Below are 25,719 nucleotides of genomic sequence, written 5' to 3' on the forward strand. Positions count from 1 at the left end.
GCCTTTTTTATAAGATGTAACGACTTAAATCTTCATTTTGAACAATGTCATTCAATTTTTCATTGACATATGCTTCGGTAATCGTAATTTCACCCATTTGCATATCTGGTGCTTCATATAATAAATCTTCTAATAAACGTTCTAAAATTGTGTGTAAACGACGCGCCCCAATATTATCTGTATCACGGTTTACATCATAAGCGATGTGTGCTAACCGTTCAATTGCTTCTTTGGTAAAGATGACTGAAACATTTTCTGTGCCAATTAATGCTACATATTGTTTAATTAAAGCATTATTTGGCTCAGTTAAGATACTTACGAAGTCATCCGCCGTTAAATCATCTAATTCAACTCGAATTGGGAAGCGGCCTTGTAATTCTGGAATCAAGTCACTTGGTTTTGACAAGTGGAAAGCACCTGAAGCGATAAATAAAATGTGATCTGTTTGTAAAGGACCATACTTCGTGTTAACTTGAGAGCCTTCAACAATCGGCAAAATGTCTCTTTGTACTCCTTCACGAGAGACTTCGCCCGAATTTTGTTGACTTTTAGAGGTGATTTTATCAATCTCATCGATAAAAATAATTCCGCTTGATTCAGCTAAACGAATAGCTTCACTATGGATATCAGCGTCATTGACAATTTTTGCTGATTCTTCTTTCACTAATAATTCTTGTGCTTCTTTCACCGTTACAGTACGTTCGATTTTTTTCTTTGGTGACAGAGCGCCTAACGTTTCATTTAAGTCGATACCCATTTGTTCTAGGCCATTGTTCATAGCTGGCATCGTTTTCTTCGGTTCTTCAATTTCAATTGTTACTTCACGATTATCTAATAGACCTTTTTCCAGCTGTTCCAAAATTGTTCGGCGATTCGTTCGAATATCTTCCGTTACTTCTTCTTGTGCTTCTTGCTGTTGCTGAGCCATGTTAAACATGTTCATCATTTGTTCAAATTGATTACCGCCAGCCTGTTTTTGTTCTTTTTTAATTCCAGGCACTAATACTTTGACTAAACGTTGATTGGCCTTTTTTAACGCTTGCGCATACACGCGACTGTATTGTTGTTTTTCAACAATTTGGATCGCATTTTCTACTAAATCCCGAACCATTGATTCGACATCCCGACCGACATAGCCTACTTCTGTAAATTTGGTTGCTTCAACTTTTACAAAAGGCGCATTGACAATTTTTGCGAGACGACGAGCAATCTCAGTTTTACCAACACCTGTTGGTCCAATCATTAGTAAGTTTTTAGGCGTAATATCTTGTTGCATATTTTCTTCTAATTGCAAGCGACGATAGCGGTTACGTAAAGCTACCGCCACTGATTTTTTGGCAGCTTGCTGTCCAACAATATATTGATCTAGTTCTTTGACTATTTCTTTTGGTGTTTTGTTTAATTCATTCATGGATTTTCCCTCGCTTATAATTCTTCTACAATGATATTATGATTCGTAAATACACAGATATCTGCAGCAATATTTAAGGCATTTTTAGCAATCTCTTTCGCTGGCATTTCTTTATCACCAAAGTTTTTCATGGCTCTTGCAGCGGACAAAGCAAAATTACCCCCAGAACCAATTGCTAAAATACCATCGTCTGGTGTAATGACTTCCCCAGTTCCTGAAACTAAGAGCATTTCTTCCTTATTCATCACAATCAGCATAGCTTCTAATTTTTGCATAGACTGTTGTGTACGCCACTCTTGGGCTAACTCAACCGCAGCTCTCGTTAAGTTTCCGTTGTATTCATTTAATTTTCCTTCAAACTTTTCTTCTAATGTAAAGGCATCTGCCACACTCCCTGCAAAACCGACAACGACTTCATCATTGTAAATACGGCGCACTTTTTTGGCCGTACCTTTCATAACGACAGATTCGCCCATTGTTACTTGACCATCACCAGCCATTGCAAATTTTCCATCTTTTTCGACTGCACAAATTGTTGTAGAGTGAAATTGTGATTCAACCATTATTGTTCCTCCTAGACGTTTCCCTCCATTATGCACGAGGATGAAACGTTCGATAATTTTTTTGTAAACTTTCTTTTGTCACATGCGCATATATCTGAGTTGTTGATAAATTAGCATGTCCTAATAATTCTTGAACTGTCCGCATATCGGCGCCATTATTTAATAAATGTGTCGCAAATGTATGGCGTAACATGTGGGGATGAATTTCCGCATTTAATGAACTTTTTTTAATTAGTTGGTTTAAGACGTATTCAATCCCTGTTGGCGTGATTTGTTCACCATGATGATTAACAAAGACATACGGATGTTTTTTTTGATATTTTGTCATTAATAGCGCGCGGCCATTCTCTAAGTAATCCTTTAAGGCGTCTTGTGCAAATGAACCAAAAGGCACATAGCGATCTTTATTTCCTTTTCCGTGAACCAATAAAACAGAAGCTTGAAAGTCAACTGCGTCCACCGTTAAGTTCGCACATTCACTGACCCGAATGCCAGTCCCATACAGAACTTCTAGTAATGCTTGATTTCTCAAATCAAGCGGTTGCTCCCTTTGTGCGCTCTCAAATAATGCATCCATTTCTTTTTCATAAAAAAAACGGGGCAACCGTAACTGTTTCTTTTTCATATGAACATAGGAAAAAGGATTCTCTTGGATTGCTTCATTTTTTAATAAGAATTGATAAAAAGAACGCAGACTGGCAATTTTTCGACTAATCGAATTGCGGCTATATTCCTGATCGTATAATTCGCTCAAATAAGCCCGAACATCCAAATGTTCCACAGTCAAATAATTGTCATTACCTGAAGTCTTTAAAAACGAAAAAAAATGTTGTATATCTTCTTGATATGCTTTTTTTGTTTTTTCTGAATAGCCTCTTTCGACAATAAGATAACGAGCAAATAACTCAGGCCAATTCTTTTCTTCCATGTGATAGCCCTCCTCATTCGATTACAAAGTAACTTTAGCATAACCTTTTTCAAAAGACAATTAAGTTGTCAGAATTTAATCAATATTTCTAAATATGTTCACAATTTTAACTATTCTTTAGCTTTTGTTATTTTTTTCTAAAAATTAAAAGACTGAGTATCATCGCATTTCTTAGCAATGATGCTCGGTCTTTTCTCATATTTTTTCTACTTTAGTCTAAAGATTGGATAACTTGAGCTTGGACATCTAAGGCCCGATTAGCAATTGCTTCATAGCGTTCTTTTTTGTCACGAATTCGTTCAGGTAACTCTGGGAAAAGCCCAAAGTTTGCATTCATTGGTTGGAAATGTTTGCCTTCTGCATGTGTAATATAATAAGCCATACTTCCTAAAGTCGTTTCGCGAGGGAATTCAATCGGCTCTTCCCCTTTGGCAAGACGAGCTGCGTTAATACCTGCGAGTAAACCACTTGCCGCGCTTTCAACATATCCTTCAACACCAGTCATTTGTCCAGCAAAAAACAGATCGTCACGTTTTTTTGATTGGTAGGTTGGTTTTAGCAACTCTGGAGAATTCATAAAACTATTACGGTGCATGACGCCATAGCGAACAAATTCAGCATTTTCTAATCCCGGAATCATACGGAATACTCGTTTTTGTTCCCCCCATTTTAAATGCGTTTGGAAACCAACAATATTGTATAAAGAAGCTGCAGCATTGTCTTGACGTAATTGAATTACAGCATAAGGGCGTTTACCTGTTTTAGGGTCTTCTAGTCCGACAGGTTTCATTGGGCCAAACAACATGGTTTTAATGCCACGTTGCGCCATTACTTCAATGGGCATACAGCCTTCGAAAAACTTCTCTTTTTCAAACGTGCGTAAAGGAACCACTTCTGCATTGACTAGTGCTTCATGAAAAGCATTGAACTCTTCTTCAGTCATCGGACAATTTAAGTAAGCCGCTTCCCCCTTGTTATAACGAGATTTTAAATAAACTTTATCCATGTCAATTGTTGATTTATCAATAATTGGTGCTGCTGCATCGTAAAAATAAAAGCCTTCAGAACCATTAAATTCTTGAATTTTTTGAGATAAACTTTCAGAGGTTAAGGGACCCGTTGCAATAATTACAATCCCTTCCGGAATATCGGTGATCTCTTCATTTTTGATTGTAATTAATGGATGACTTTTAATTTTTTCAGTGATTGTTTCAGAAAAAGAATCACGGTCAACTGCTAAGGCGCCGCCAGCTGGTACAGCGGTTTGATCTGCACTACCAATAATGATTGAATTTAAACGGCGCATTTCTTCTTTCAAAACACCTACCGCATTGGTTAAACTATTTCCACGTAATGAATTAGAACAAACTAACTCTGCAAAATTTTCTGTTTGATGCGCTGGTGTCTTTTTGACAGGGCGCATTTCATATAAATCAACTGGTACGCCAGCATTGGCCACTTGCCATGCCGCTTCACTTCCGGCTAAACCGGCACCAATAATTGTGACTTTTTTTGTCATGTATAAAAATTCCTTTCTATGTCAAGAAGTTAAGAGCTGTCTCTTACAAACTCAATTCATTTTACTAAAAGAGAAGACCGAAGTAAATTCTTCGGTCTCAATTTTTCTTATTTTTGGACGTTTTCTTCATAATCGCCATTGATACAAACGACTTGTTTGCCGCCTTTAACTTTTTTCTCTACTAAATATTGCCCACATTTTGGACATGGTCGGCCTACTGGTTTGTCCCAAGAAGTGAAGTCACACTCTGGGTACCGACTACAGCCATAGAAAATCCGATTTTTCTTTGATTTGCGTTCGATAACTTGTCCTTCGTGACACACAGGACACGTCACGCCAATTTCTTTAACGATCGCTTTTGTATTCCGACAATCTGGGAAATTACTACATGCATAAAATTTTCCGTAGCGACCCAGTTTAATCACCATTGGATGTCCACATAGTTCGCAGTCAAAGCCTGCTGGTTCATCTTTAATTTGGATTTTTTCAATCTTTTCTTCGGCATTTGTTAATTCTTTTTCGAAGGGCTTGTAGAAGCGATCGACAACTTCAACCCATTTTTCTTGGCCTTCACCGACTTTATCTAGGTCCGTTTCCATTGTCGCTGTAAAATGTGTATCGACAATTTGTGGGAAAAACTCTGAAACTAGAGAATTCACAATTTCACCTAATTCCGTTGGTTCAAACCGTTTATTGGTTAGCTTCACGTAATAACGCCGTTGAATGGTTTCTAATGTTGGCGCATACGTTGATGGTCGGCCCACACCATTTTCTTCTAAAGTCCGGATTAACGTGGCTTCACTAAAACGAGCCGGTGGTTGAGTAAAGTGTTGTTTCGGTTCGATATCGACCGATTTAACAACGTCACCTTCAACTAATTCAGGTAAAATATTTTCCTTGTCTTCTTTACCATCATCGCGTCCTTCAACATATACTTGCATAAACCCTTTAAATTTCACTTTGGAGCCATTGGCAATAAACGTTACGCCGTTTTGTTGAAGCGTGACCTTCATGGTATCTAAAATCGCTGGTGTCATTTGACTAGCAACAAAGCGCGACCAAATAAGAGTATATAATTTTAATTGATCTTTATCTAAATACTTCTTCATTTCATCAGGTGTTCTTAAAACGCTTGACGGACGAACCGCTTCATGGGCATCTTGTGCACCTTGCGTATTTTTTGCTTTGCGGCCGCCATGTGCTGAGAACTCATCTCCGTAGGTCTTTTCAATGAATTCAGCAGCTTCTGCTTTGGCGGAATCGGCAATTCTGGTTGAGTCTGTACGCATGTAGGTAATCAGCCCCACAGTGCCTTGTTTCCCTAAAGCAATTCCCTCATACAATTGTTGCGCAACCATCATGGTTTTACGGGTACGGAAATTTAATTTACGTGCCGCTTCTTGTTGTAAACTACTGGTTGTAAAAGGTAATGCAGGATTACGTTTCCGTTCTTTTTTCTCAACTTTTGTAACATCGTAATCTTTACCGTCAATCCGAGAAGTGATTTCTTTCACCGCTTCTGCATTTGGTAATTTTTTCTTTTTACCATCTACGCCCCAGAAATTTGCTTTGAATTTCTTGCGACCTTTTTGGAAATTCCCATCAATGCTCCAATATTCTTCAGGTTTAAATTCTCGAATTTCATTTTCTCGATCAATAATCATTTTTAAAGCAACAGATTGCACACGACCAGCACTCAAACCTTTTTTGACTTTACGCCATAAAATAGGACTAATCGAGTATCCAACTAAACGGTCTAAAATGCGCCGTGCTTGTTGTGCATCAACTAAATCAACGTTGATGGTTCTAGGTTCTTTAAATGCCGCTTTTACCGCTTCTTTAGTGATCTCATTGAATACCACACGGTTTTTATCTTTTAAATCAAGGCCAAGAAGATAAGCTAAATGCCAAGCAATTGCTTCACCTTCTCGGTCCGGATCGGCTGCGAGATAGACTTTTTCAGCTTTTTTTGCAGCCGCTTTTAAACTTTTGATGACATCGCCTTTTCCGCGAATCGAAATATAATGAGGTTCATAATTATTTTCAATATCAATCCCCATTTTACTTTTTGGTAAATCGCGAATGTGACCAACACTGGCAACCACCTTGTAGTTTCTTCCTAGATATTTTTCAATTGTTTTGGCTTTGGCAGGTGATTCTACAATCACGAGATACTTATAGGCCATTCAATTAGCTCCTTTCGCGTTCGCTTTCCTACTATATAATATATGTAAAAAACGCACAAATCGTAATACATCATATGCTATATAGAATAGGTTTGTCAAGACTAGGCTTTCTAACATTTCTGTCATTTCTGTTTGACTGTCCGAATTTATAAATAAAAAATGCCTATGATTTATAGATTTTATCCTAAAGCATTAAAATACCTATAACATTCCAAACAAAATGAGTCAAGACAGCAGCTTCAAAGCGACCCGTGCGTAGATAGACCCAACTTAAAGCTAAACCCATGCCCCAATAAATAACAAAACTACCTATATCTGTCGGCGTGTGCACAAGTGCAAATAAAATAGAAGAAACGAGTATGCCTATTTTTGAAGCTGGCTTGAAAAACGCTTGAATCCCGACACGAAAAATTCCCTCTTCGAAAATTGGCCCAATCACACCTGCAAAAATAAGTATAAGCCCTTTAGGAATGGCTTGAACAATTTCTTCAACACTTTGTTGGTTAGAGGTCGTCTCTAATCCTTCCAGACGTAATAAGAAATCACCAAATATTCCCACACAAAAGATTATCACCAAACCTAACAAGACCACTGGCAAGGTTTCTTTGATTCCTAAAAAAGTCCAAGTTATGAGCTTTTTCTTTTTCAAAAAAGCAACAAATAGATAGACGAAATAGGCACCAAGTCCAACAGCCACTAATCCACTAACAAAGCGAAACCAAAAATTTTCTGTAGAAAATTGAACAAGTGAGACCATCATCAAAGGAATTTGATCCAAAATCAAAAAGCCCAGTAGCTGCATACCAAACAACCATCTTTTTCTAACAACCGTTTCCATTTAGACACTCCTAACTACCAACCAAAAGATTAAAATCTGATTAAATAGTACCGAAGTGAACGTAGGTTGTCAATTCACAATTAGTAAAAGTCACAATTCTTCACAAATATCATCAATTGTCTGAACACATTTAGCGCCGTCCTGAATTAATTCATGGCAGCCTGTTGAAAAAGACTGGAAAATACTTCCCGGTACGGCAAATACCTCGCGCCCGTAATCCATCGCCGCTTGTGCAGTAATTAAAGAGCCACTATTCTTACGAGCTTCCATCACGCAGACCCCTAAAGATAATCCAGCAATAATGCGATTACGTGCAGGAAAATGATATTTTTTCGGCCCACTCCCATTCACATATTCTGTTAAAACAAGCTGATTCTGCTTCATAGTTTGCTGTAATTCTTTCTTTTCATACGGATAATATACATCTAATCCAGTGCCTAAAATTCCAATTGTCTGACCCCCGTTCTGGATGGCCATCTCATGGCTACGACTATCGATACCTTTGGCAAGACCGCTGACGATTGTGAACCCTTCTTTGACTATTTTAGGAACCAGAGCTTCAGTCACTCTTAACCCATACGAAGTGGCGTAGCGAGCGCCGACGATGCCAATTTTCCTTCTGCTCAACAATTGTAAATTTCCTCTATAAAAAAGAATTGCTGGTGGATTATAAATTTCTCGTAATAATTTAGGATAGACGGCATCTAAAATTGTCATAAATTGGTGTTGGCATTGTCGTATATATAACGCTTCACTATGAATCGTATGGTGTAACCAAGATTGTTCAAATAATTCACGATATTTCTTGATTTCAGCAATTCTAATAATTTCTGTACTGGAAAAATCAACACGCTTTTGTGCGATAGCTTCTTGTAACACTTTTAAGATCCCTAAATTGCCAATTCCTTGGCATACCGCTAATTTAAATAATAATTGTCGTTGTAAAATTTCCAACAAAAAACACCTCTTTCACATCTTCTTAAAATAAGAATACGTAAAAAAAGTGTTTTATTTTTAAATCATATCTTTTATTGGCGCAAACGTACGTCGATGAATGGGTGTTACACCGTATTTTTCTAACCCGAGAAGATGTTCTTTTGTTCCATAACCTGCATTGTTTTTAAATCCATATCCAGGATATAATTCATCATATTCTTCCATTAATCGATCTCTTGTTACTTTTGCAATAATACTGGCTGCTGCAATTGAAATGGACCGTGCATCCCCTTTAATCAAACTTTCTTGTGGTTGGGGAACGTCTAACTGCATTGCATCAATTAATAAATAATCTGGTGTAAAAGCTAAATCGTCAATTGCCATTTTCATCGCTTGTTTAGTTGCTTGATAAATATTAATCTGATCAATAACTCCTTGATCAGCGATACCTAACCCGATAGCGACAGCCTGTTCTTGAATCTGGTTATATAACGTTTCCCGTTTTTTAGCAGATAGTTTTTTTGAATCATTTAAGCCTAATAATTGACAATCTTTCGGCAAAATAACTGCAGCTGTCACAACAGGACCAGCTAATGGTCCGCGGCCTACTTCATCAATTCCTGCAATTAAACGATGGCCTTTTTTATAGGCCGCTTCCTCAAATTGACTCATTTCTTTAAAAAGTTGCCACTCTTTTTCTTTGGCTAACTGGCGACGTTCCCATTGTTTGATCGCTTGTTGCACTCCTGAACGTTCATCTTCTCGCCAGCTTGCTAATCGTTCATCGGTTGCATCAGTGACAGTTAACAACGCTTCTTTGATTGCCTGAATCGACTCTTTTGCCATGTTATTCGTCTCCTAGTTCTTCCCAGCGGTCCAAAGTATACGTACCTAATTTTCCACTGCGAATTTCTAAAATAATCATTTCGCTGGCTCGATTATAATCATCTCTAAAACCACGTTTTTGGCTAATTAACATCAATTGTTCTGGGGCAGGTAAAAATAGCTCTTCCTCTGTTAAACCATATCGTTCCGTCAAACGTTGCGGATAAAAACGTGCAAAAAATTCTAATCCATAAATCGCCAAATCATCTAAATGCAATAATTGATCTTTTATAGCGCCAGTTAAAGCTAATTTTTTCCCAATTTCTTCATCTTCAAATTTTGGCCAGAGAATCCCTGGTGTATCCAGTAATTCCAATTGGGAACCAGAGCGTAACCATTGTTGTCCTTTTGTCACGCCTGGCTTGTTCCCAGTTTGCGCAATTTTTTTTCCGACTAAACGATTCATTAAGGTTGACTTACCAACATTGGGGATCCCAATACACATTGCGCGAATCGCACGCGGTTTCAAGCCTTTCGCCTGTTCACGAGCCAATTTTTCTTTTAACGCTTCCTTGGCTGCTGGCACAATTTTATTGATTCCTTTATTTTGTTGGGCATTGATGACTAGGGTTTGGTACCCTTTCTTTTGAAAGTAATGTTGCCATTTTTTATTTTGGTCGTTATCTGCTAAGTCCCCTTTATTTAAAAGGACTAATCGTGGTTTTTGTTGGACAATTTGGTCCATCATTGGGTTACGGGAAGAAAGCGGTAACCGCGCATCAACTAGTTCAAATACAATATCGACATATTTGATTTTTTCCGAAACTTCTCTTCTTGCTTTGGCCATATGGCCGGGAAACCATTGAATGGTCATAATCTGTTCAAATCCCTTCTTTAACACATTGTTTCTTTGATTCAATTCTTCAACGAGTCCTGTGTTCCGCGTAGATTCTTGCGAAAAAACACCTTCTCTAGTTTAACATATTTTTCACGGATTTGATTTATTTTCTGTAGTGTTCTTTAAAAAACAAAAAAGCTGAGACAAACTCACTTTGGATTTTGTCTCAGCCTTGTACACTGGCAAAGTATAGAAAGAAGTAGGTCAAGCTCTTCTCAAGACCGACTCAAGAGTATTTCTGTTTTTACTTGTTATTTAGCATGAAGTAAATTTTCTTTACAATGAATTAACTCTGTTAAAAACTGACAGTACGGTGTAGCAATCCCATAGGCTTTCCCTTTGCGAACAATTGCTCCATTGATATAATCAATTTCGGTTAAACGATGATTGGTTATTAAGTCCTGATACATCGATGGATGGTGCAAACCAATTGTTTCTCGATTATAACACGAGCGGATTTGTTGAAGCACTGCTTGTTTATCTAACGTAACTTGTTCCACTTCAGCGACTGCTAAAAATTCATTAACTATTTGTTGAACAATTTGATCTGCTTGCTCTGTTTCGCCAAAGTCTGCCATATTACAATCCAACAAAGTACATAAACCATTCATTGTTCCATTTACGCAAGCCTTCTTATAAATGGATGATAAAATATTCTCAGAATAACGTGCATTTAAGCCAGCGTTATTTAATACCTTAATGACTGCTTCTGCCGCTTGTTCACTTTGCGCTCCTAAATTTTGTAAATCAATCGAACCATTGCCAAATAATTTTACTTTGCCAGGTCCTTCTAACCCAGCGGTCCACATTGTGTTTCCTAATAAAATATTTTCGTAAGGCACGTATTTTTTGATAATATCTTCGTGCCCAATTCCATTTAACAAGCATAAAACTTTCGTATTTTTATTAAGGAAATGTTCTAATGCTTCAAGCATTCCTGCCAGTTGCATTGCTTTTGTAAATAGGATAACTAAGTCTGCTGTAAAATCGATGCTTGCTACTTCTGTCTGAGGATAGATAGGAATTTTAGCGGTCACCACTTCGCCATTAAAATCAGCAACTAACCCGTTTTTTCTTATTGCTTCAATATGTTCTGGCCAACCATCAACAAAAATAACGTCATTTCCTGCTTGATGTAACATTAGTCCAAAGCGACTGCCCATAGCGCCAGCACCTGCGATAATAATCTTCATTTCTTTTCCTCCGTTCAATTTTTTATTTTTAGGTAAAAATCTGCTAAGAAAATCTCTATCTCTTACTTTTATAACCATAAAAAGGCAAAACATATGTTATATTATAAGTGATCTATTTGTTATTTTTTATCCAAGCGCATTTTTGTAAGCGTTTTTAAAAAGAAGGGGAGTTTCTGATGAATATTCAGCTTTTAAAGTACTTCATTGAAATTGTTAATACCCGCAGTTTATCGGCGGCCGCTCGCAATTTATTTGTCACCCAACCAACACTTTCTTTAGCATTGAAAAAAATGGAATCTGAGTTAGGCACAGCGTTGTTTGATCATTCTGATCAACCGTTTCAATTAACCGATACAGGTGTTTATTTATATGAACATGGCCAAGAAGTTGTTTTTCAATTCGATCAATTGGTAACAGATATTCGTGAAATGAACCAGAAACCAGTTAAAAAGCAATTGCGTTTAGGCTTAACTACTTTATTTGCTGTCCAATTTATGAAAGAAATTTCACGATTTTTAACAACCCATCCACATGTGAATTTAATATTACAGCAAGATGGCTCGCCAAAATTACAAACGATGTTAGCAAATAAAGAAATTGATATGGGACTAATTTCTTTCCCAAATACCTTACCTGAAATTATTCATATTGAACCTTTAGAAACGACTACCAAAGGCTACCATGTTTATGTCGTGGTACCAGAATCAAATCCTCTCTCCCAATATGAAAAATTAACTTTTAAAGATTTGAAAGATCAACGATTTTCATCGTTAAGTGATAATTTTATGATTGGTCGCCTACTACTAGATCGGACTCGGAGCTTCGGTTATGAGCCGAATATCATTTTGCATAACGATGATTTACAAGTACTTCTTTATAGTTTACAAAAAAATAATTCGATTTGTTTGCTGCCGATTGAATATTATGAAGTGGGAAAAAGTCAGGGACTGAAATGGATTCCTTTAAAAGATAAGTTTGACTATTTCCCCATCGGCATTGCTTTGCGCCGCGATTTTAGTATGACAGAAGATGTTAGAGATTTTATCCAAATCATTAAAGAAAATTAATGGATAATCTAGCCTTGATAAGCAAAGACGACTTTACTATCATAAAGTTTCAACACTTTTTCAAATAAGAATTTTGAGAATAAACCCGCGACAATTGGAACAACAAACCAAGAAAAGAGTAAGGGTAAGATCCCTAAGCCCGCATCCAATGAAGCAAGTGGTCCCACGAGTCCAACCAAGCCAAATCCAGCCGATTGTGGGGTTCCTGAAATGTTGAATAGAACCACAGGAATTGCTGAAATAGTTGCTGTAAATAAACAAGGAATTAAAATAATTGGGTATTTAAATAAGTTAGGCATCATCATTTTCATGCCGCCCAAAGAGACAGCCAGTGTCACTCCCGATTGGTTGACATTCCAAGAATTAATCACAAGAACAACAGTTGTGGCTGCAATTCCCATTGCAGCAGCACCTGCAGACAAGCCATTCAACTGAATCGCCAAACCAATTGCCACAGTAGTGATTGGCGAAATAATCAGTGCAGCAAATGAACAAGCAATTAAAATACTCATGATAATTGGCTGAAAATCAGTAAAATTGTTAATCACTTTCCCGATGGCAACCGTAATTTGTGTCACATATGGATAAATCAACATGCCAAACAAACCTGCACCTACTCCAACAACGATCGGTAAAGCAATGATTTCCACTGAACCGAATTTTTTATCGATGACTAATAAAAGTAAGACTGCAACAGAAGCGGTAATCATAATATTAATGATGTCACCAGTGCCTGCACCAATAAAGCCTTTCACTTCTGAATTAAATTTAATCACGCCAGAGCCAGCAAATGCTGCACCGCCAGCAATCATCATTTTCTGTGGCGTTAAGCCAAATTGAAAAGCAATCAGTCCACCAATAATTAAAGGGGTGGCTAGTTGGAAAATTTGCGCCGCATGAATAATCATTTCGATAATCTTGTATTCTGCAAAATATTTTAAAATGGCTCCTAATACAGCATTGGGAATTAAGGCGATAATGGTGCCGGAAGCTGTTCCAGCTAACACTTTGTTAAAAAATACTCTTGGGGTTAATTGAGCATCCAGTTTATCAGTGGGCATTTTCAACACTCCTATTGATTATTTTTGTTTTTTTAGAACAAGTTTGAGAATGATTGAACTTTCTATTAGATAAAGAGCGGCCTCAAAGAAGAGCGCTTATTTCTTTGAGGCGCTTTTTATTTAACTAAAGCAAGGAACGATTTTTAATATATATCCGTATCCGCATTATATTTCGCTAAATTATCTTTAACATCTCGCAAGAACTTACCTGCTTGTTGTCCATCTAAAATTCGATGATCAATAGAAAGACATAAATTAACCATATCTGCCACTTTAAAGCCTCCATCTGCGGTTGGCACAAGGCGTTTATTAATTGACTCTACTTGTAATATCGCAGCTTGTGGATGGTTAATAATTCCCATCGATTGGACGGAACCTAGTGTTCCAGTATTATTAAGAGTAAAGGTCCCTTCTTGCATTTCTTTGCTTGCTAGCGTTCCTTGTCGGACTTCTTGTGCCAAGCGATTGATTTCTTTGGCTAGCCCTGCAATCGAATAGTTATCCGCTTGTTGAATCACTGGCACATAAAGATGCTCGTCTGTCGTTACAGCTATGGATAAATTAACATCTTTATGATAAATAATTGAGCCATCATCCCAAGATGTATTGATTTTTGGATTTTTCTTTAACGCTTGAATGACTGCTTTGGCAAAAAATGGGAAGAAGCTTAGAGATAGGCCCTCTTGTTGTTTAAATTCATCTTTTAATGAATTTCTAAGTTGGACTAAGTTGGTCACATCCGCTTCCACCATTAACCAAGCGTGAGGGATTTCGTTGACGCTTTGGACCATTTTTTTAGCAATCGCTTTACGTACAGGATCTGCAGAGACAATTTTATCTGTGGATGTTTCAGTTGGACTAGCTGTTGCGGCGCTTTCATTTTGCGAAGCAACTGGCTCCTCTGAAATTGAAGGGCTAGTTCCTGGACTCACTGTTTTCTCAGGTGTTCTTGCCTGTGTTGGTGTAAAGTTTGTAACATCTTTTCTAGTAATCCGACCATCACGACCTGTCCCTGTAACTTGTGTTAAATCAATCTTTTTTTCTTGGGCAATTTTAAGGACTGCTGGGGAATAACGACCATTATTTTTTTGATGGGGCGTCGCAGTGCTTGTTGTTTCAGCCGTTTCATGTTCTTGCGCTTGTTCCGCACTTGCTTCTTTCACTGGTGCTAAAGTAGCTTCTTTTGTTTTTTCGGTTGTTTCTTCTGTCTCTAACGTCATCACCGCTGTTCCGATGGGCACATCTGTATCTAGAGAAATCAGAAATTCTTTTACTACACCATCAAAATCTGATGGGACTTCCGTGGTGACTTTATCAGAAACGACTTCCATTAAGGGATCATAGCGTTTCACTGAATCTCCTGGTTTAACTAACCATTGGACAATGGCTGCCTCTGTGACACTTTCGCCTAGATGAGGCATTTTGATTTCTTTTGTGGCCATTTATTTTTTCCTCCTTGCTTCAATTAAAATTCTGCTAATTCTTTCATTGCTGCTAATACTTGCTCTTCATTGATTAAAAATTCTCTTTCTAAAGGTAATGCATAAGGCATGCTTGGACAATCAGGTCCTGCAAGTCGTTGAATCGGTGCATCTAAATCAAAGAGAGCATCTTCTGAAATCATTGCCGCAATTTCACTCATCACGCTGCCTTCTTTATTGTCTTCTGTTACGAGTAAAACCTTCCCTGTTTTCTTAGCTGCAGCTACTAATGTTTCGCGATCTAAAGGATATAATGAGCGAACATCGACGATTTCGGCATCAATTCCTTCAGCGGCTAGTTTTTCCGCCGCAGCTAAAGCTAATTGCAAGGTCATGCCGTAACTAATCACGGTTAAATCACTACCCGTTCTAACGACATTGGCTTTGTCAATTGGTACGATATAATCATCTGCAGGCACTTCATCTTTTAGTAGACGATATAAACGCTTATGTTCGTAAAAAATGACTGGATCATCGGAACGAATCGCTGCTTTAATCATCCCTTTTGCATCATAAGGATTAGAAGGGGTCACAACTCTTAATCCTGGTTGTCCACAAAAAACTTTTTCTGTAGACTGAGAATGATACAGTCCGCCACGAACACCGCCGCCATAAGGGGTCCGATAAACGATTGGCGCAGTCCAATCGCCTTTTGTTCTATAGCGCATTGTCCGAGCCTCTGATAACAATTGATTGGTTGCAGGCAAAATGTAATCCGCAAATTGAAATTCACCAATTGCGCGATAGCCCATTAAACCTAAGCCGACAGCTAAACCACCAATTAAGCCTTCTGTTAACGGTGTATTAAAACAACGCTCGTCACCGTATTTAGCAGCCAAGCCCTTTGTTACGCCGAACACGCCGCCTTTGTCGCCGCCGACATCTTCTCCAAAAATAACTACTTTTTCATCACGAGCCATTTCTTCAGAAATTCCTAAGTTAATTGCTTCTAAATAAGTCATCTCAGCCATTATATTTCTTCTCCTCTTCTCTTATTTTGCATACACTTCTTCTAAAATTGATGTCGGTACAGGATCTGGCATTGCTTCTGCTTCATCCGTTGCTTGATTGATTTCTGCACGAATTTCTTCATCAATTTTGGCAATGTCTTCGTCTGTTAAATAGCCCTCTTCTAATAATTGTTTTTCAAAAAGCTTCACTGCATCGTTCTTTTTCATTTCTTCAATTTCTTCTTTTGAACGATAAACAGATTGATCATCGTCAGCGGAATGAGAAGTCAAGCGAGAAACCATTAATTCAATCAATTTTGGTCCTTTTTTCCCGCGAGCCCCTTTTACTGCTTCTTTAAACGCTAGATAGACTTCAGTAAAATCACTACCATCAACGGTTACACCTTCAAAGCCATAAGCTTTCGCGCGATCGGCCATTCGTTTATTGGCATACTGTTCTTCGATTGGGACAGAAATCGCATATTCATTATTTTCAACCACAAAAATGACTGGTAATTTTTTTACGCCTGCAAAGTTCATAGCTTCTTGGACTTCTCCTTGATTGGCAGAGCCTTCCCCAGTGGTGGTCAATGTAACAAAATCAGCTTTTTGAAGTTGCGCTGCATAACCAACACCTGTCGCTAATGGCATTTGTGTACTTACTGTTGAAGAGAAGGAAACAATATTATGCTCTTTTGAACCATAATGATTCGGCATTTGACGACCATGGGAAGAAGGATCCGCTTCTTTTCCAAAAGAACCCATTAAAATATCTTTGGAGGTCATGCCCCAAACCAAGCACGCGGTCATATCACGATAATACGGTAAAAAATAATCTTTTTGAGGATCAAAAGCCATCGCCATCGCTACTTGTGCAACTTCTGCCCCTTGACCAGAAATATTGAAAGAGGTCTTACCAATCCTTGTTAATTGCCACAACCGTTCGTCTAAACGACGTCCTCGTAGTACTTGACGATATGCCTGAATCAATTCTTCTTTTGATAAACCCGATTTTTTAAGCGTTTTCATTTTCATCAACCTTTCTCTATTTGTGAATCGCTAAGCCATAAGTATCTAAGGCTGCTTCTTGCAATACTTCTGTCATTGTTGGATGCGCATGGATTGCTTCACCAATTTCAATGGGCGCGGCATCTAAATACATGGCAGTACTTGCTTCGGCAATTAAATCCGTGACATGTGGGCCAATCATAGAAACCCCTAATAAATCATCGGTCTTCTTGTCACGAATTACTTCTATAAAGCCATCTGTTTCTCCATAAACAAGTGATTTACCATTACCATTAAAATTAAAGGTGCCAATTACTACTTCTTTTTCTGCTGGTAAAGTTTCTCTAGTATAGCCGACACTTGCTATTTCAGGATTTGTATAAACACCTCGAGGCACGTTTGTATAATTTAAAGGTTCAACTGTCTCGCCTAAAAGATGCTGAACAGCTAACTCTCCTTCTTTCATAGCCACATGTGCTAGTTGGAGTGTATCGATACAATCACCAATCGCATAAATATGTCCTTCTGTGGTTTGATAAAATTCATTTACTCCAATGCCTTTGTCAGTATATATCACTGAGGTATTCTGTAACCCTAACTTATTGATATTGGGCTGACGTCCAATTGCTACCATGACTTTGTCAACAGTGAGGGTTTCTTGTCCTGCAACTTCTACTTGAACCTTTTGTCCGGTAACTTTCGCTTCTTGGACTTTGCTACCTAATAAAATGTTAATTCCTCGTTGCTCTAAACGTTTCTTTAATTCTTTAGAAATTGTTGCACTCTCATTTATAAGTAACCGATCCAAAAATTCAATGATAGTTACGTTGACACCTAAACTATTTAATAAAGAAGCCCACTCGACACCAATAACGCCACCACCAATAATTGCAATTGATTCTGGTAGCTCTTCTAATTCAAGCATCCCATCAGAAGATAAGATAAATTCTTCATCTAATGGCAAATTAGGTAACGTTTTAGGACTAGAGCCTGTCGCAATAATGACATTTTTAGGAACAATAATTTCTTCTTCCCGTGTTGGATCATTAAACGTAACTGCCACTGCGCCAGAGACTGGTGAAAAAATAGAGGGACCTAAAATCGCACCTTCGCCTGCTAAAATTTTGATTTTATTTTTCTTGCATAAGCCTTCAACACCTTTGTGTAACTGCTCAATAATTCCTTCTTTCCGTTGTTGTATTTTAGAAAAATCAATGGACGCTGCCTCTGTTTCAATCCCAAAAGAAGCCGCTTGTTTTAAGGTATCAAAAACCTCTGCGCTTCTTAATAAAGCTTTTGTAGGGATACAGCCTTTGTGCAAACAAGTGCCACCTAATTTGTATTTTTCAACAATTGTGACGTTTAGCCCTTTTTGTGCGGCTCGAATTGCTGCTACATAGCCTCCTGTTCCGCCACCTAAAATCAGTAAATCTGTTTGTTCCGCCATTTTGATCACTCCTGCTCAATTTTTGCTTCACTATAATTTAAAGCTTGTTCTTCCCCTGTTAATACTCGACTGACGCCTTCATATAAAGCAGCCATCTCCATTTCACCTGGGTAAACCTTAATTGGTGCAATCCAAGTGACTTTTTGACTAATTTCTTGAACAACGGTTTGCGAATAGGCTGCGCCCCCTGTTAAAATAATTGCATCAATTGCGCCTTCAAGAACCACGGCCATCTCGCCAATACTTTTTGCGATTTGGTAACACATTCCTTTTAAATAGTAATTTGCTGTTTGGTCACCTGCAGCTATTTGTGCTTGGATATGCCGTAAATCTGTTTCACCTAGGTATGATTTAAGACCGCTATTCCCCGCAATTAGCTTTTTCACTTCGTTAATCGTCAACTCCTGTTCAAGTATCCATTGCGCAAATTCAACGAGCGGTAAGGCGCCACTGCGTTCAGGCGTATAAGGACCTTCACCATCAAGCCCATTTACCACATCCACCATGCGGCCTTTTTGATGCGCCCCCAAGCTAATGCCCCCACCTAAATGAACAACGATAAAATTGCTTTGCTCATATGTTTTCCCTAAATCCTCAGCGATTTTTCGAGCGACCGCTTTTTGATTTAAGGCGTGACCAACGCTACGCCGGTGAATGCCTTTTAATCCGGAAATCCTGGCTAATGGCTGTAGCTCATCTACAACAACAGGATCGACAATAAAGGCTGGCACGTGATATTTTTCTGCAAACTCATTAGCTAAAATCGCCCCTAAATTTGAAGCATGGGTATTAAAGCGTTCTGTCCGCAAATCTTCTAGCATTTGTTGATCGACAAGATACGTACCGCCAGGAATAGGCTTAAGCAAACCACCACGCCCCACGACAGCGGCTAATTGTGTGATGTTATGTGTTTCTAAAAATTCCGCGATCATTTGTTTTCGAAATGATGTTTGACTGACAACATTTTCAAAAGGTGCCAATTCTTGGACGCTATGTCTAAGCGTTTCTTCCGCCAAGCAATCATGATTAGCAAAAAGCGCTAACTTCGTGGAGGTCGAGCCAGGATTAATAACCAATACTGTTTCCATTGTTTTCTGCTCCTTTTTTTAAACTTGTCTCATGGCAAATCTTAATGAATGAAATTTGCTTTCTGTCGAATCACTTCTAGATGTTAAAACGACTGGGACTTTTGTGCCAACAATCGTTCCTCCCACCTTTGCGTGCCCAAACAAGGTTAATGATTTGTATAAACAATTTCCAACATCAATAGTTGGGACCACTAAAATATCTGCATCCCCCATGATAGGACCGCTGTAACGTTTATGCGCAACCGCTTCTCCAGAGGTCGCTAAATCAAGCGAAAGTGGCCCAAAAACCGTAGCCTCTTGTTGATCATTAAAATGTGCCGTGACTTCTTTTGCTAAAACAGACGAAGGCATTTTAGGATTGAAATTTTCCGCTGCGCTTAACAAAGCAATTTTCGGGTGATGCAGTCCCAATTTTTGGGCGACTTCTTTAGCATTTTCAACAATTTCAATGAGGATCGCTTGAGTGGGAGCGATATTCATCGCACAATCGGTTAACAAGAAGGTTTTCCCCGCAGGCAGCTCCACCATTGCTACATGGGAAAGAATTGGTTTATTCTTTAATTGATGCTCACTTTTCAACATTTCTTTTAGTAATGTGTGGGTCTGAATAATTCCTTTCAATAAAATTTGTGCTTGACCGGTTGCAACTAGACTGACAGCTTCCCGTGCTACCGCGGCCTCATCTGAGCAATGAACATATTTCCAGAGATTTTCAGTATCAAGATTTTCATTTGTATCAAATACAATAAACTGCAACGGTTGCTCGGCTTCTTTTAGTGCTTTTTTAACTAGCTGTAAAATCTCTGGTTGTGAACCTCCTGCAATTGAAACAGTGATCATTTTCTCACCTCATTTTTTCTTCTTTACACTTTAAATCTACCTCAGTATGTAAGCGCATACAAATTGTTAATTTTTATGTCCTTATTAATATTTTTTATAGAGAAGGAAAAGCTTAGTAAATCAAGCTTTTCCTTCTCTAAACAATTGTTATCTAATTTACTTTCCATGAAAAAACTTCTTTTCTAAGAATGAAAGGAAAACTTATGCTTCGGCACCGCTGTTTATTTATGTCCGATCCTAAAGCATGTTATACTTTAGATACTTATTTTTAGGAGGAATTAAATGGCACTACTACTATTCTTTTTGTTTATCGCCCTACTAGGATTTGGTATATTAAAAATTAATAACCGCAGTATCCTCGGTGGTATCACTCTGGCTTCCGGCACCTTATTGTCATTAGTCACCTTACTATTTATCGGACTAGACAAAATTTATTTACATTTTAAGAATGGCGACCTAATTACCTTGGCCATTGCTTATCTATTAATTCCCGCTGTGTTTATCGGCATTTGCCTTTACTTTATTTTTAACTCACGTACGATGCAAACGAAAGAAGGCAAAAGTGTCACGGCTAAATTGTCGGCGGGCTTAGGGTTGAACTTATTAATTGCTTTACCAGCCTTTCTTTATTTATTATCGATTGGCACAATGCAAGTACCCTATGTCCTTTTTCTGTTCTTACTTTTTCTATTGTTAATGGATCTTTTGCTGACCTTTCTATTTGCTGCTTACGTCTTGTATTCATGGATGTACCAAATGATTCCTTTAAAAAAAGCGGTTGATTATATCATTGTTTTAGGTTCGGGAATTCGTAGCGAGGAAGTACCTCCACTTTTGAAGAGTCGGTTAGATAAAGGAATTGAATATTATGAAAAAAATCCCACCGCTAAATTTGTAGTCAGCGGTGGTCAAGGTCCTGACGAACCTGTGGCCGAAGCTTTCGCAATGAAAAAATATTTGCTTTCACAAAATATTCCTGCAGAAGCAATTTTGATGGAGGACCAATCCACAACCACTTATGAAAATATGTTGTTTTCTAAAGCAATAATTCAGGCAGATTGGCAAAAGATGCCGTCTGATTCTAAAAAACCCTCTGTTATTTTTTCAACAAATAACTATCATGTCTTACGAGGAGCTATGTATGCCCATCGTGTCGGCTTAAAAGCTGAAGGTGTCGGGGCGCCAACTGCCTTATATTTTTTACCAACTGCTCTAATCCGAGAATACATTGCCTTACTGGTTCATGATAAGCGAATTGTGCTTTTTGTTTTTCTACTTGTCACTCTTCTTTTAGGAATCAGTATCTTACCCATCTAAAAAAACAGCGACTCACATTTTTGTGAGTCGCTGTTTTTATTCTTTTAATATAAAAAGGTTTAATGAACGTAATTGGCTATCAATGCAATCAGCCATAAATGGAGCGGATAGAATCCGTAAAATAAATATTTGAAAAATGGTGCTTTGCTCCCTCTCTCACCATTGTAAAGCGATATAAAGGGTAACACAGTGATAAACATAAAATCAGAATTATAAGCTAACATTTCAATTGTCGTTGGCCAATCTCCCAACCATTGAAAACTTGTAACTAAGAAAAAGAGCGCTAATGCACCATATAAACAGTTCCGTAAGACAAGTCTCTTTCTGGCTAAATACGTAATCAACATAAAAGGTAACATCACAATGCCACCTTCAGCAAACATTGCTCCTATTCCTAAAATTGCTAGTATACTAATCAATAAAACAATTTTTAAACTGATTTTTGGCATCTCTAGCATCGCTTTTGTCACAATTAACATACTGACACCAAGGGCTAAGGTGAAGAAAATATTGTTGTGAACAGCGACAGCTGGATTATTCACTAAATGATTTAGAAGCGTATTTCCAACAAACATGATTGCTGCCCAAATATACAAACGACCATTGTAACGATAAACATTCCGTGTATAGTTGAACCCTTCTACAGCCATGTAACCAAAAAACACACCGACACAACGAGTAATTACATGAAAAATCAGTGCCCATTCTGGCGGAACAAAATAACTAATATGGTCAAGAACCATTAACCCCATCATCAATAACTTTAAGCGATTTGCGTTCATGAATCGTCTCCTTTATTTTTTCTACAGAAACTATCATATCTTTTTATATAACAGAAAACAACGAACATTCTTGTTAGATTCAACCATTCTTTTTGTCACTTTTGTTAAACTTGGTACCGCAAAGATAAATCTTCAAATAAATAATGTTGGTATTTAAATTGTTCAAAATGAATTTTTCGAATTTCTTGCTTAATGGCTATTAAGCATTCATCGACCGTCATCAATGATTCTTCTTTCAGAAGCGCCTCTTCTATTAATAATTTGCATTGGCAGTCAATCAATAAAAGTTGACTATAGAATGTGTAAAATGTTTCTTTATTTAATTTTTCAATCAAATTTTTAGCTTGATTCTGCAGCTTTTGATAACATTTGGTCAATTTTTGATAATCCATTAAATCAACTAACTGACCTTGTTTTAACATGTTACTAAAGTCTAAATCCCAAAGCATTTCTTTAGTCGGCTGTTGCAATAAATAATACATAGAATGACTACTAATAATTTCAGTGGTCGGTTCTTCAATTGTTTCATAAAAAGTCACAAAATATTCTCGCTCAATCACAGTAATAATTTCTTCTTCTGAAAGCTCACAATCTTCTAAATTTTGATAGAATATCAATAATTTAATCCGCTCATCTATTTTATTCAGCGAAGCGACTAATTCAGGAAAAAGAACCGACTGACAATTCTCTACTAATTCTCTTGCCTTATTTTGTTCATTTTTATAAAAGCTGTATAACTTTTTCCGCTGTTTTAACGAGTTTAGTAAGTTATCGGGTATATTCCAGTAATATTGTTTCTTCATAGCATTCCCACTCTTCTTTTTTATGTACAATTTTACAAAAATTGGTCTTAGCCAATTTCGTCTCTAGTTATTCTATCAAAAAAGTGACGCTTTTTTACTGACAATAATTACTCGTTTTACGCCCAAAAAGTGAAAACTCAGCTGTTAAGTAATTATTGGGGCTTGTTTCTCGCGGGCCGAAAAAACTTTTTCCTTTTAAAAGTCCAGAAAAAGACCTAAACTAGAGATAGACAAACGTTGGAGGGATTTAAATGGATTTACACTTAACGAATAAATTAGCATTAATTACTGGTTCAACCAAAGGAATTGGCAAAGCAATTGCGATTGAAATGGCTCGTGAAGGGACCGATGTCATTATCAATGGGCGCAATGAAGCCGAAGTAATCAAAGTTGTTGAAGAAATACAAACAATGTTTCCAGACACTCATCCTCAAGCAGGAACTGCCGATATTTCCATTGAAAGTCAACGAACTACTTTACTTGAAAAATTCCCTAAAGTCGACATTTTAGTGAATAATATGGGGATTTTTGAACCAATGGAATACTGGGACATCGATGACGCCACTTGGGAAAAATTTTTTACTGTGAACGTGTTGTCAGGCAATGCATTAGCAAAAGCTTATCTACCTAAAATGCTTGCACAAGATTTTGGTCGCATTATTTTCATCGCTAGCGAAGAAGCAGTGATGCCTTCTGGCGAAATGCCCCAATATAGCATGACAAAAACGATGAATCTTTCCTTAGCTAAAAGTTTATCCAACTTAACTGTCGGCACACATGTCACCGTTAACACGGTTATGCCTGGCTCAACCCTTACCGAAGGTGTAGAAAAAATGTTGGAAGATATGTACGCTGGTTCAGACATTCCCAAAGAGGATTGGGAAAAAGATTTCATGAAAAATCATCGTTCTCGTTCACAAATCCAACGGCTCATTCGACCAGAAGAAATTGGTCGTTTTGTTACCTTTGTGGCCAGCCCGGATTCTTCTTCATTCTCAGGCGAAGCCTTAAGAATCGATGGCGGCTTAGTTCCAACGATCTTCTAAATTAAACAAAAAAGACAGCCAGCAAAAATTCACATTTTTTGCTGGCTGTCTTTTTAAGCATATTAATTGATTACTTACCAAAAGTAAGTTATATTTATCTCGAATTCGAAATAAAAAGAGGTGAAACAATGAGCCAACAGCAAGAAGCTTTAAAAGCCTATATCGGTTTATTAAGAACCAGCCATCAACTAGAGCAACTTGCCAAGCAAGATGTTACTTGTTATGACTTAAACATTACAGAATTTTCAGTATTAGAGCTGTTACTCCATAAAGGTCCTCAGACCATCCAAAAAATTAAGGAGAAAATTTTAATTGCTAGCAGTAGCACCACTTATGTTATTGACCAATTACATAAAAAAGGCTATGTAACGCGCACCCCCAGTGAAAAAGACCGACGCATTACTTACGTCGAATTAACAGAAGCTGGAAAAACATTAATTGAAGAAATTTTCCCGACGCATGCAAAGCGAATTGCAGAAGCATTTGAACAACTCTCTTCCGAAGAATTAACACTTCTTCAAAAAACTTTACGAAAAATAACAAATGAAACGAAATGAGGAAATAATGATGAAAAAAGAAGATCAATTATTAGGAATCCACCACGTTACAGCTATGACAAGTGATGCAGAAAAAAACTATCACTTCTTTACAGACGTTTTAGGGATGCGTTTAGTCAAAAAAACAGTGAATCAAGATGATATCTATACTTACCATACCTATTTTGCTGATGATTTGGGTACACCAGGTACAACCATGACCTTTTTCGATTTTCCCAATAACCCTAAAGGATTAAAAGGAACCAATACAATTTCAAGAACAGGGTTCCGGGTTCCTTCAGATGCAGCTTTGACTTATTATGAAAATCGCTTTAATAAATTTGCGGTCAAACACACAGGTATTTCTGAAGAATTTGGCAAAAAAGTCCTTCGCTTCTGGGATTTTGATGATCAAGCGTATCAATTAATCTCTGATGAATTAAATCAGGGCGTTGCAGCGGGCACCCCTTGGAAAAAAGGACCTGTTCCAACAGAATTTGCGATTTATGGCTTAGGACCTGTCGAAATAGCTATTTCCTATTTTCATGAATTCAAAGAAGTCTTTGAAGAAATTCTAGGCTTTCACCTAGTGGCACAAGAAGGCAATCGCTATTTACTAGAAGTTGGCCAAGGTGGCAATGGTGCCCAAGTCGTTTTGGTAGACGATGATACTAGCTCACAAGCACAACAAGGATATGGTGAAGTACATCACGTTGCATTCCGCCTAGCGGATCGTAAATCACTTGGGACTTGGCAAGCGCTCTTTGATCATTTAGGCTTACAAAACTCTGGCTATGTCGATCGTTATTATTTTGAATCATTGTATGTTCGCATTGGGCATATTTTAGTCGAATTAGCCACCGATGAACCAGGATTTATGGGGGATGAACCTTACGAAACATTAGGAGAAAAGTTATCTCTTGCACCATTTTTAGAAAACCGTCGTGAGTATATTGAGAGTGTTATCAAGCCTTTCAATACAAAACGAGCCTAAGG

General features: G+C 37.8%; 23 protein-coding genes and 2 pseudogenes. 5 read left to right on the forward strand and 20 right to left on the reverse strand.

Annotated features, from left to right (window positions below; genetic code table 11):
- Positions 1-7: 7 nt before the first annotated feature.
- The 10 genes from hslU to IGL23_RS06955 all read right to left on the reverse strand — a co-directional run bounded on the left by hslU (position 8) and on the right by IGL23_RS06955 (position 11,297).
- Complete coding sequence (hslU, locus tag IGL23_RS06910) at positions 8-1,411, reverse strand: ATP-dependent protease ATPase subunit HslU (RefSeq protein WP_002360239.1); 1,404 nt, start codon at positions 1,409-1,411, stop codon at positions 8-10.
- Between the two features lie 14 nt (positions 1,412-1,425).
- The gene (hslV, locus tag IGL23_RS06915; protein ID WP_002357489.1) at positions 1,426-1,974 is read right to left on the reverse strand and encodes an HslVU peptidase proteolytic subunit; all 549 of its coding nucleotides are present in this window, start codon (positions 1,972-1,974) and stop codon (positions 1,426-1,428) included.
- Between the two features lie 28 nt (positions 1,975-2,002).
- Complete coding sequence (gene xerC / locus IGL23_RS06920; protein ID WP_033594752.1) at positions 2,003-2,902, reverse strand: tyrosine recombinase XerC; 900 nt, start codon at positions 2,900-2,902, stop codon at positions 2,003-2,005.
- A gap of 211 nt (positions 2,903-3,113) precedes the next feature.
- Positions 3,114-4,421 carry an FADH(2)-oxidizing methylenetetrahydrofolate--tRNA-(uracil(54)-C(5))-methyltransferase TrmFO gene (gene trmFO / locus IGL23_RS06925; protein ID WP_002357486.1) on the reverse strand — a complete coding sequence of 436 codons (1,308 nt, stop codon included), beginning with the start codon at positions 4,419-4,421 and terminating at the stop codon, positions 3,114-3,116.
- Positions 4,422-4,528: 107 nt separating this feature from the next.
- Positions 4,529-6,607, reverse strand: a complete 2,079-nt coding sequence (topA, locus tag IGL23_RS06930) for a type I DNA topoisomerase (protein WP_002357484.1) — start codon at positions 6,605-6,607, stop codon at positions 4,529-4,531.
- Positions 6,608-6,791: 184 nt separating this feature from the next.
- Positions 6,792-7,445, reverse strand: coding sequence for a CPBP family intramembrane glutamic endopeptidase (locus IGL23_RS06935; protein ID WP_033594754.1), 654 nt, complete (start codon positions 7,443-7,445; stop codon positions 6,792-6,794).
- Positions 7,446-7,535: 90 nt separating this feature from the next.
- The gene (gene dprA, locus IGL23_RS06940; RefSeq protein WP_002382350.1) at positions 7,536-8,399 is read right to left on the reverse strand and encodes a DNA-processing protein DprA; all 864 of its coding nucleotides are present in this window, start codon (positions 8,397-8,399) and stop codon (positions 7,536-7,538) included.
- 60 nt (positions 8,400-8,459) lie between these two features.
- Positions 8,460-9,227 carry a ribonuclease HII gene (locus tag IGL23_RS06945; RefSeq protein WP_002369352.1) on the reverse strand — a complete coding sequence of 256 codons (768 nt, stop codon included), beginning with the start codon at positions 9,225-9,227 and terminating at the stop codon, positions 8,460-8,462.
- Between the two features lies 1 nt (position 9,228).
- A complete protein-coding gene (gene ylqF, locus IGL23_RS06950; RefSeq protein WP_002357480.1) occupies positions 9,229-10,080 on the reverse strand; it encodes a ribosome biogenesis GTPase YlqF in 852 nt (283 codons plus the stop codon).
- Positions 10,081-10,355: 275 nt separating this feature from the next.
- Complete coding sequence (locus IGL23_RS06955) at positions 10,356-11,297, reverse strand: 2-dehydropantoate 2-reductase (protein ID WP_033594756.1); 942 nt, start codon at positions 11,295-11,297, stop codon at positions 10,356-10,358.
- Between the two features lie 176 nt (positions 11,298-11,473).
- Between IGL23_RS06955 and IGL23_RS06960 the strand changes: the two genes are divergently transcribed.
- On the forward strand, positions 11,474-12,364 hold the full coding sequence (locus IGL23_RS06960; protein WP_002357478.1) for a LysR family transcriptional regulator: 891 nt from the start codon (positions 11,474-11,476) through the stop codon (positions 12,362-12,364).
- An 8-nt stretch (positions 12,365-12,372) separates the two neighbouring features.
- On the opposite strand, the gene IGL23_RS06965 is transcribed toward IGL23_RS06960, so the two are convergent.
- The 8 genes and pseudogenes from IGL23_RS06965 to ptb form a co-directional block, all read right to left on the reverse strand.
- Complete coding sequence (locus IGL23_RS06965; RefSeq protein WP_080279872.1) at positions 12,373-13,425, reverse strand: PTS sugar transporter subunit IIC; 1,053 nt, start codon at positions 13,423-13,425, stop codon at positions 12,373-12,375.
- 143 nt (positions 13,426-13,568) lie between these two features.
- Positions 13,569-14,501, reverse strand: a pseudogene (locus IGL23_RS06970) (dihydrolipoamide acetyltransferase family protein); the annotation flags it as partial.
- Positions 14,502-14,696: 195 nt separating this feature from the next.
- Positions 14,697-14,867, reverse strand: a pseudogene (locus tag IGL23_RS06975) (biotin/lipoyl-containing protein); the annotation flags it as partial.
- 23 nt (positions 14,868-14,890) lie between these two features.
- The gene (locus tag IGL23_RS06980; protein WP_002357475.1) at positions 14,891-15,877 is read right to left on the reverse strand and encodes an alpha-ketoacid dehydrogenase subunit beta; all 987 of its coding nucleotides are present in this window, start codon (positions 15,875-15,877) and stop codon (positions 14,891-14,893) included.
- 21 nt (positions 15,878-15,898) lie between these two features.
- Positions 15,899-16,891, reverse strand: coding sequence for a thiamine pyrophosphate-dependent dehydrogenase E1 component subunit alpha (locus IGL23_RS06985; RefSeq protein WP_080279873.1), 993 nt, complete (start codon positions 16,889-16,891; stop codon positions 15,899-15,901).
- 10 nt (positions 16,892-16,901) lie between these two features.
- Positions 16,902-18,311 carry a dihydrolipoyl dehydrogenase gene (gene lpdA, locus IGL23_RS06990; RefSeq protein WP_033594759.1) on the reverse strand — a complete coding sequence of 470 codons (1,410 nt, stop codon included), beginning with the start codon at positions 18,309-18,311 and terminating at the stop codon, positions 16,902-16,904.
- A gap of 5 nt (positions 18,312-18,316) precedes the next feature.
- Positions 18,317-19,399, reverse strand: coding sequence for a butyrate kinase (buk, locus tag IGL23_RS06995; RefSeq protein WP_033594761.1), 1,083 nt, complete (start codon positions 19,397-19,399; stop codon positions 18,317-18,319).
- An 18-nt stretch (positions 19,400-19,417) separates the two neighbouring features.
- Positions 19,418-20,239: a branched-chain phosphotransacylase gene (gene ptb / locus IGL23_RS07000; protein WP_033594763.1), complete on the reverse strand. Its 822-nt coding sequence runs from the start codon at positions 20,237-20,239 to the stop codon at positions 19,418-19,420.
- Between the two features lie 282 nt (positions 20,240-20,521).
- Here ptb and IGL23_RS07005 point away from each other — a divergent pair, with 282 nt between their 5' ends.
- Complete coding sequence (locus IGL23_RS07005) at positions 20,522-21,556, forward strand: YdcF family protein (RefSeq protein ID WP_010820013.1); 1,035 nt, start codon at positions 20,522-20,524, stop codon at positions 21,554-21,556.
- 59 nt (positions 21,557-21,615) lie between these two features.
- Here the strand turns inward: IGL23_RS07005 and IGL23_RS07010 are convergent, their stop codons facing one another.
- A complete protein-coding gene (locus IGL23_RS07010; RefSeq protein ID WP_002357468.1) occupies positions 21,616-22,338 on the reverse strand; it encodes a TraX family protein in 723 nt (240 codons plus the stop codon).
- 104 nt (positions 22,339-22,442) lie between these two features.
- Positions 22,443-23,141, reverse strand: coding sequence for a DUF7006 family protein (locus IGL23_RS07015; protein WP_002360218.1), 699 nt, complete (start codon positions 23,139-23,141; stop codon positions 22,443-22,445).
- A gap of 251 nt (positions 23,142-23,392) precedes the next feature.
- On the opposite strand from IGL23_RS07015, the gene IGL23_RS07020 reads away from it, so the two are divergent.
- From IGL23_RS07020 to IGL23_RS07030, 3 genes are all read left to right on the forward strand, one after another.
- A complete protein-coding gene (locus tag IGL23_RS07020; protein ID WP_033594766.1) occupies positions 23,393-24,187 on the forward strand; it encodes an SDR family NAD(P)-dependent oxidoreductase in 795 nt (264 codons plus the stop codon).
- Positions 24,188-24,315: 128 nt separating this feature from the next.
- Positions 24,316-24,744, forward strand: a complete 429-nt coding sequence (locus IGL23_RS07025; RefSeq protein ID WP_033594768.1) for a MarR family winged helix-turn-helix transcriptional regulator — start codon at positions 24,316-24,318, stop codon at positions 24,742-24,744.
- A 10-nt stretch (positions 24,745-24,754) separates the two neighbouring features.
- Positions 24,755-25,717, forward strand: a complete 963-nt coding sequence (locus IGL23_RS07030; RefSeq protein ID WP_033594769.1) for a ring-cleaving dioxygenase — start codon at positions 24,755-24,757, stop codon at positions 25,715-25,717.
- The last annotated feature ends 2 nt before the right edge of the window (positions 25,718-25,719 follow it).

It is taken from the genome of Enterococcus sp. MSG3299 (assembly GCF_050555765.1).
Classification (GTDB): domain Bacteria; phylum Bacillota; class Bacilli; order Lactobacillales; family Enterococcaceae; genus Enterococcus; species Enterococcus faecalis.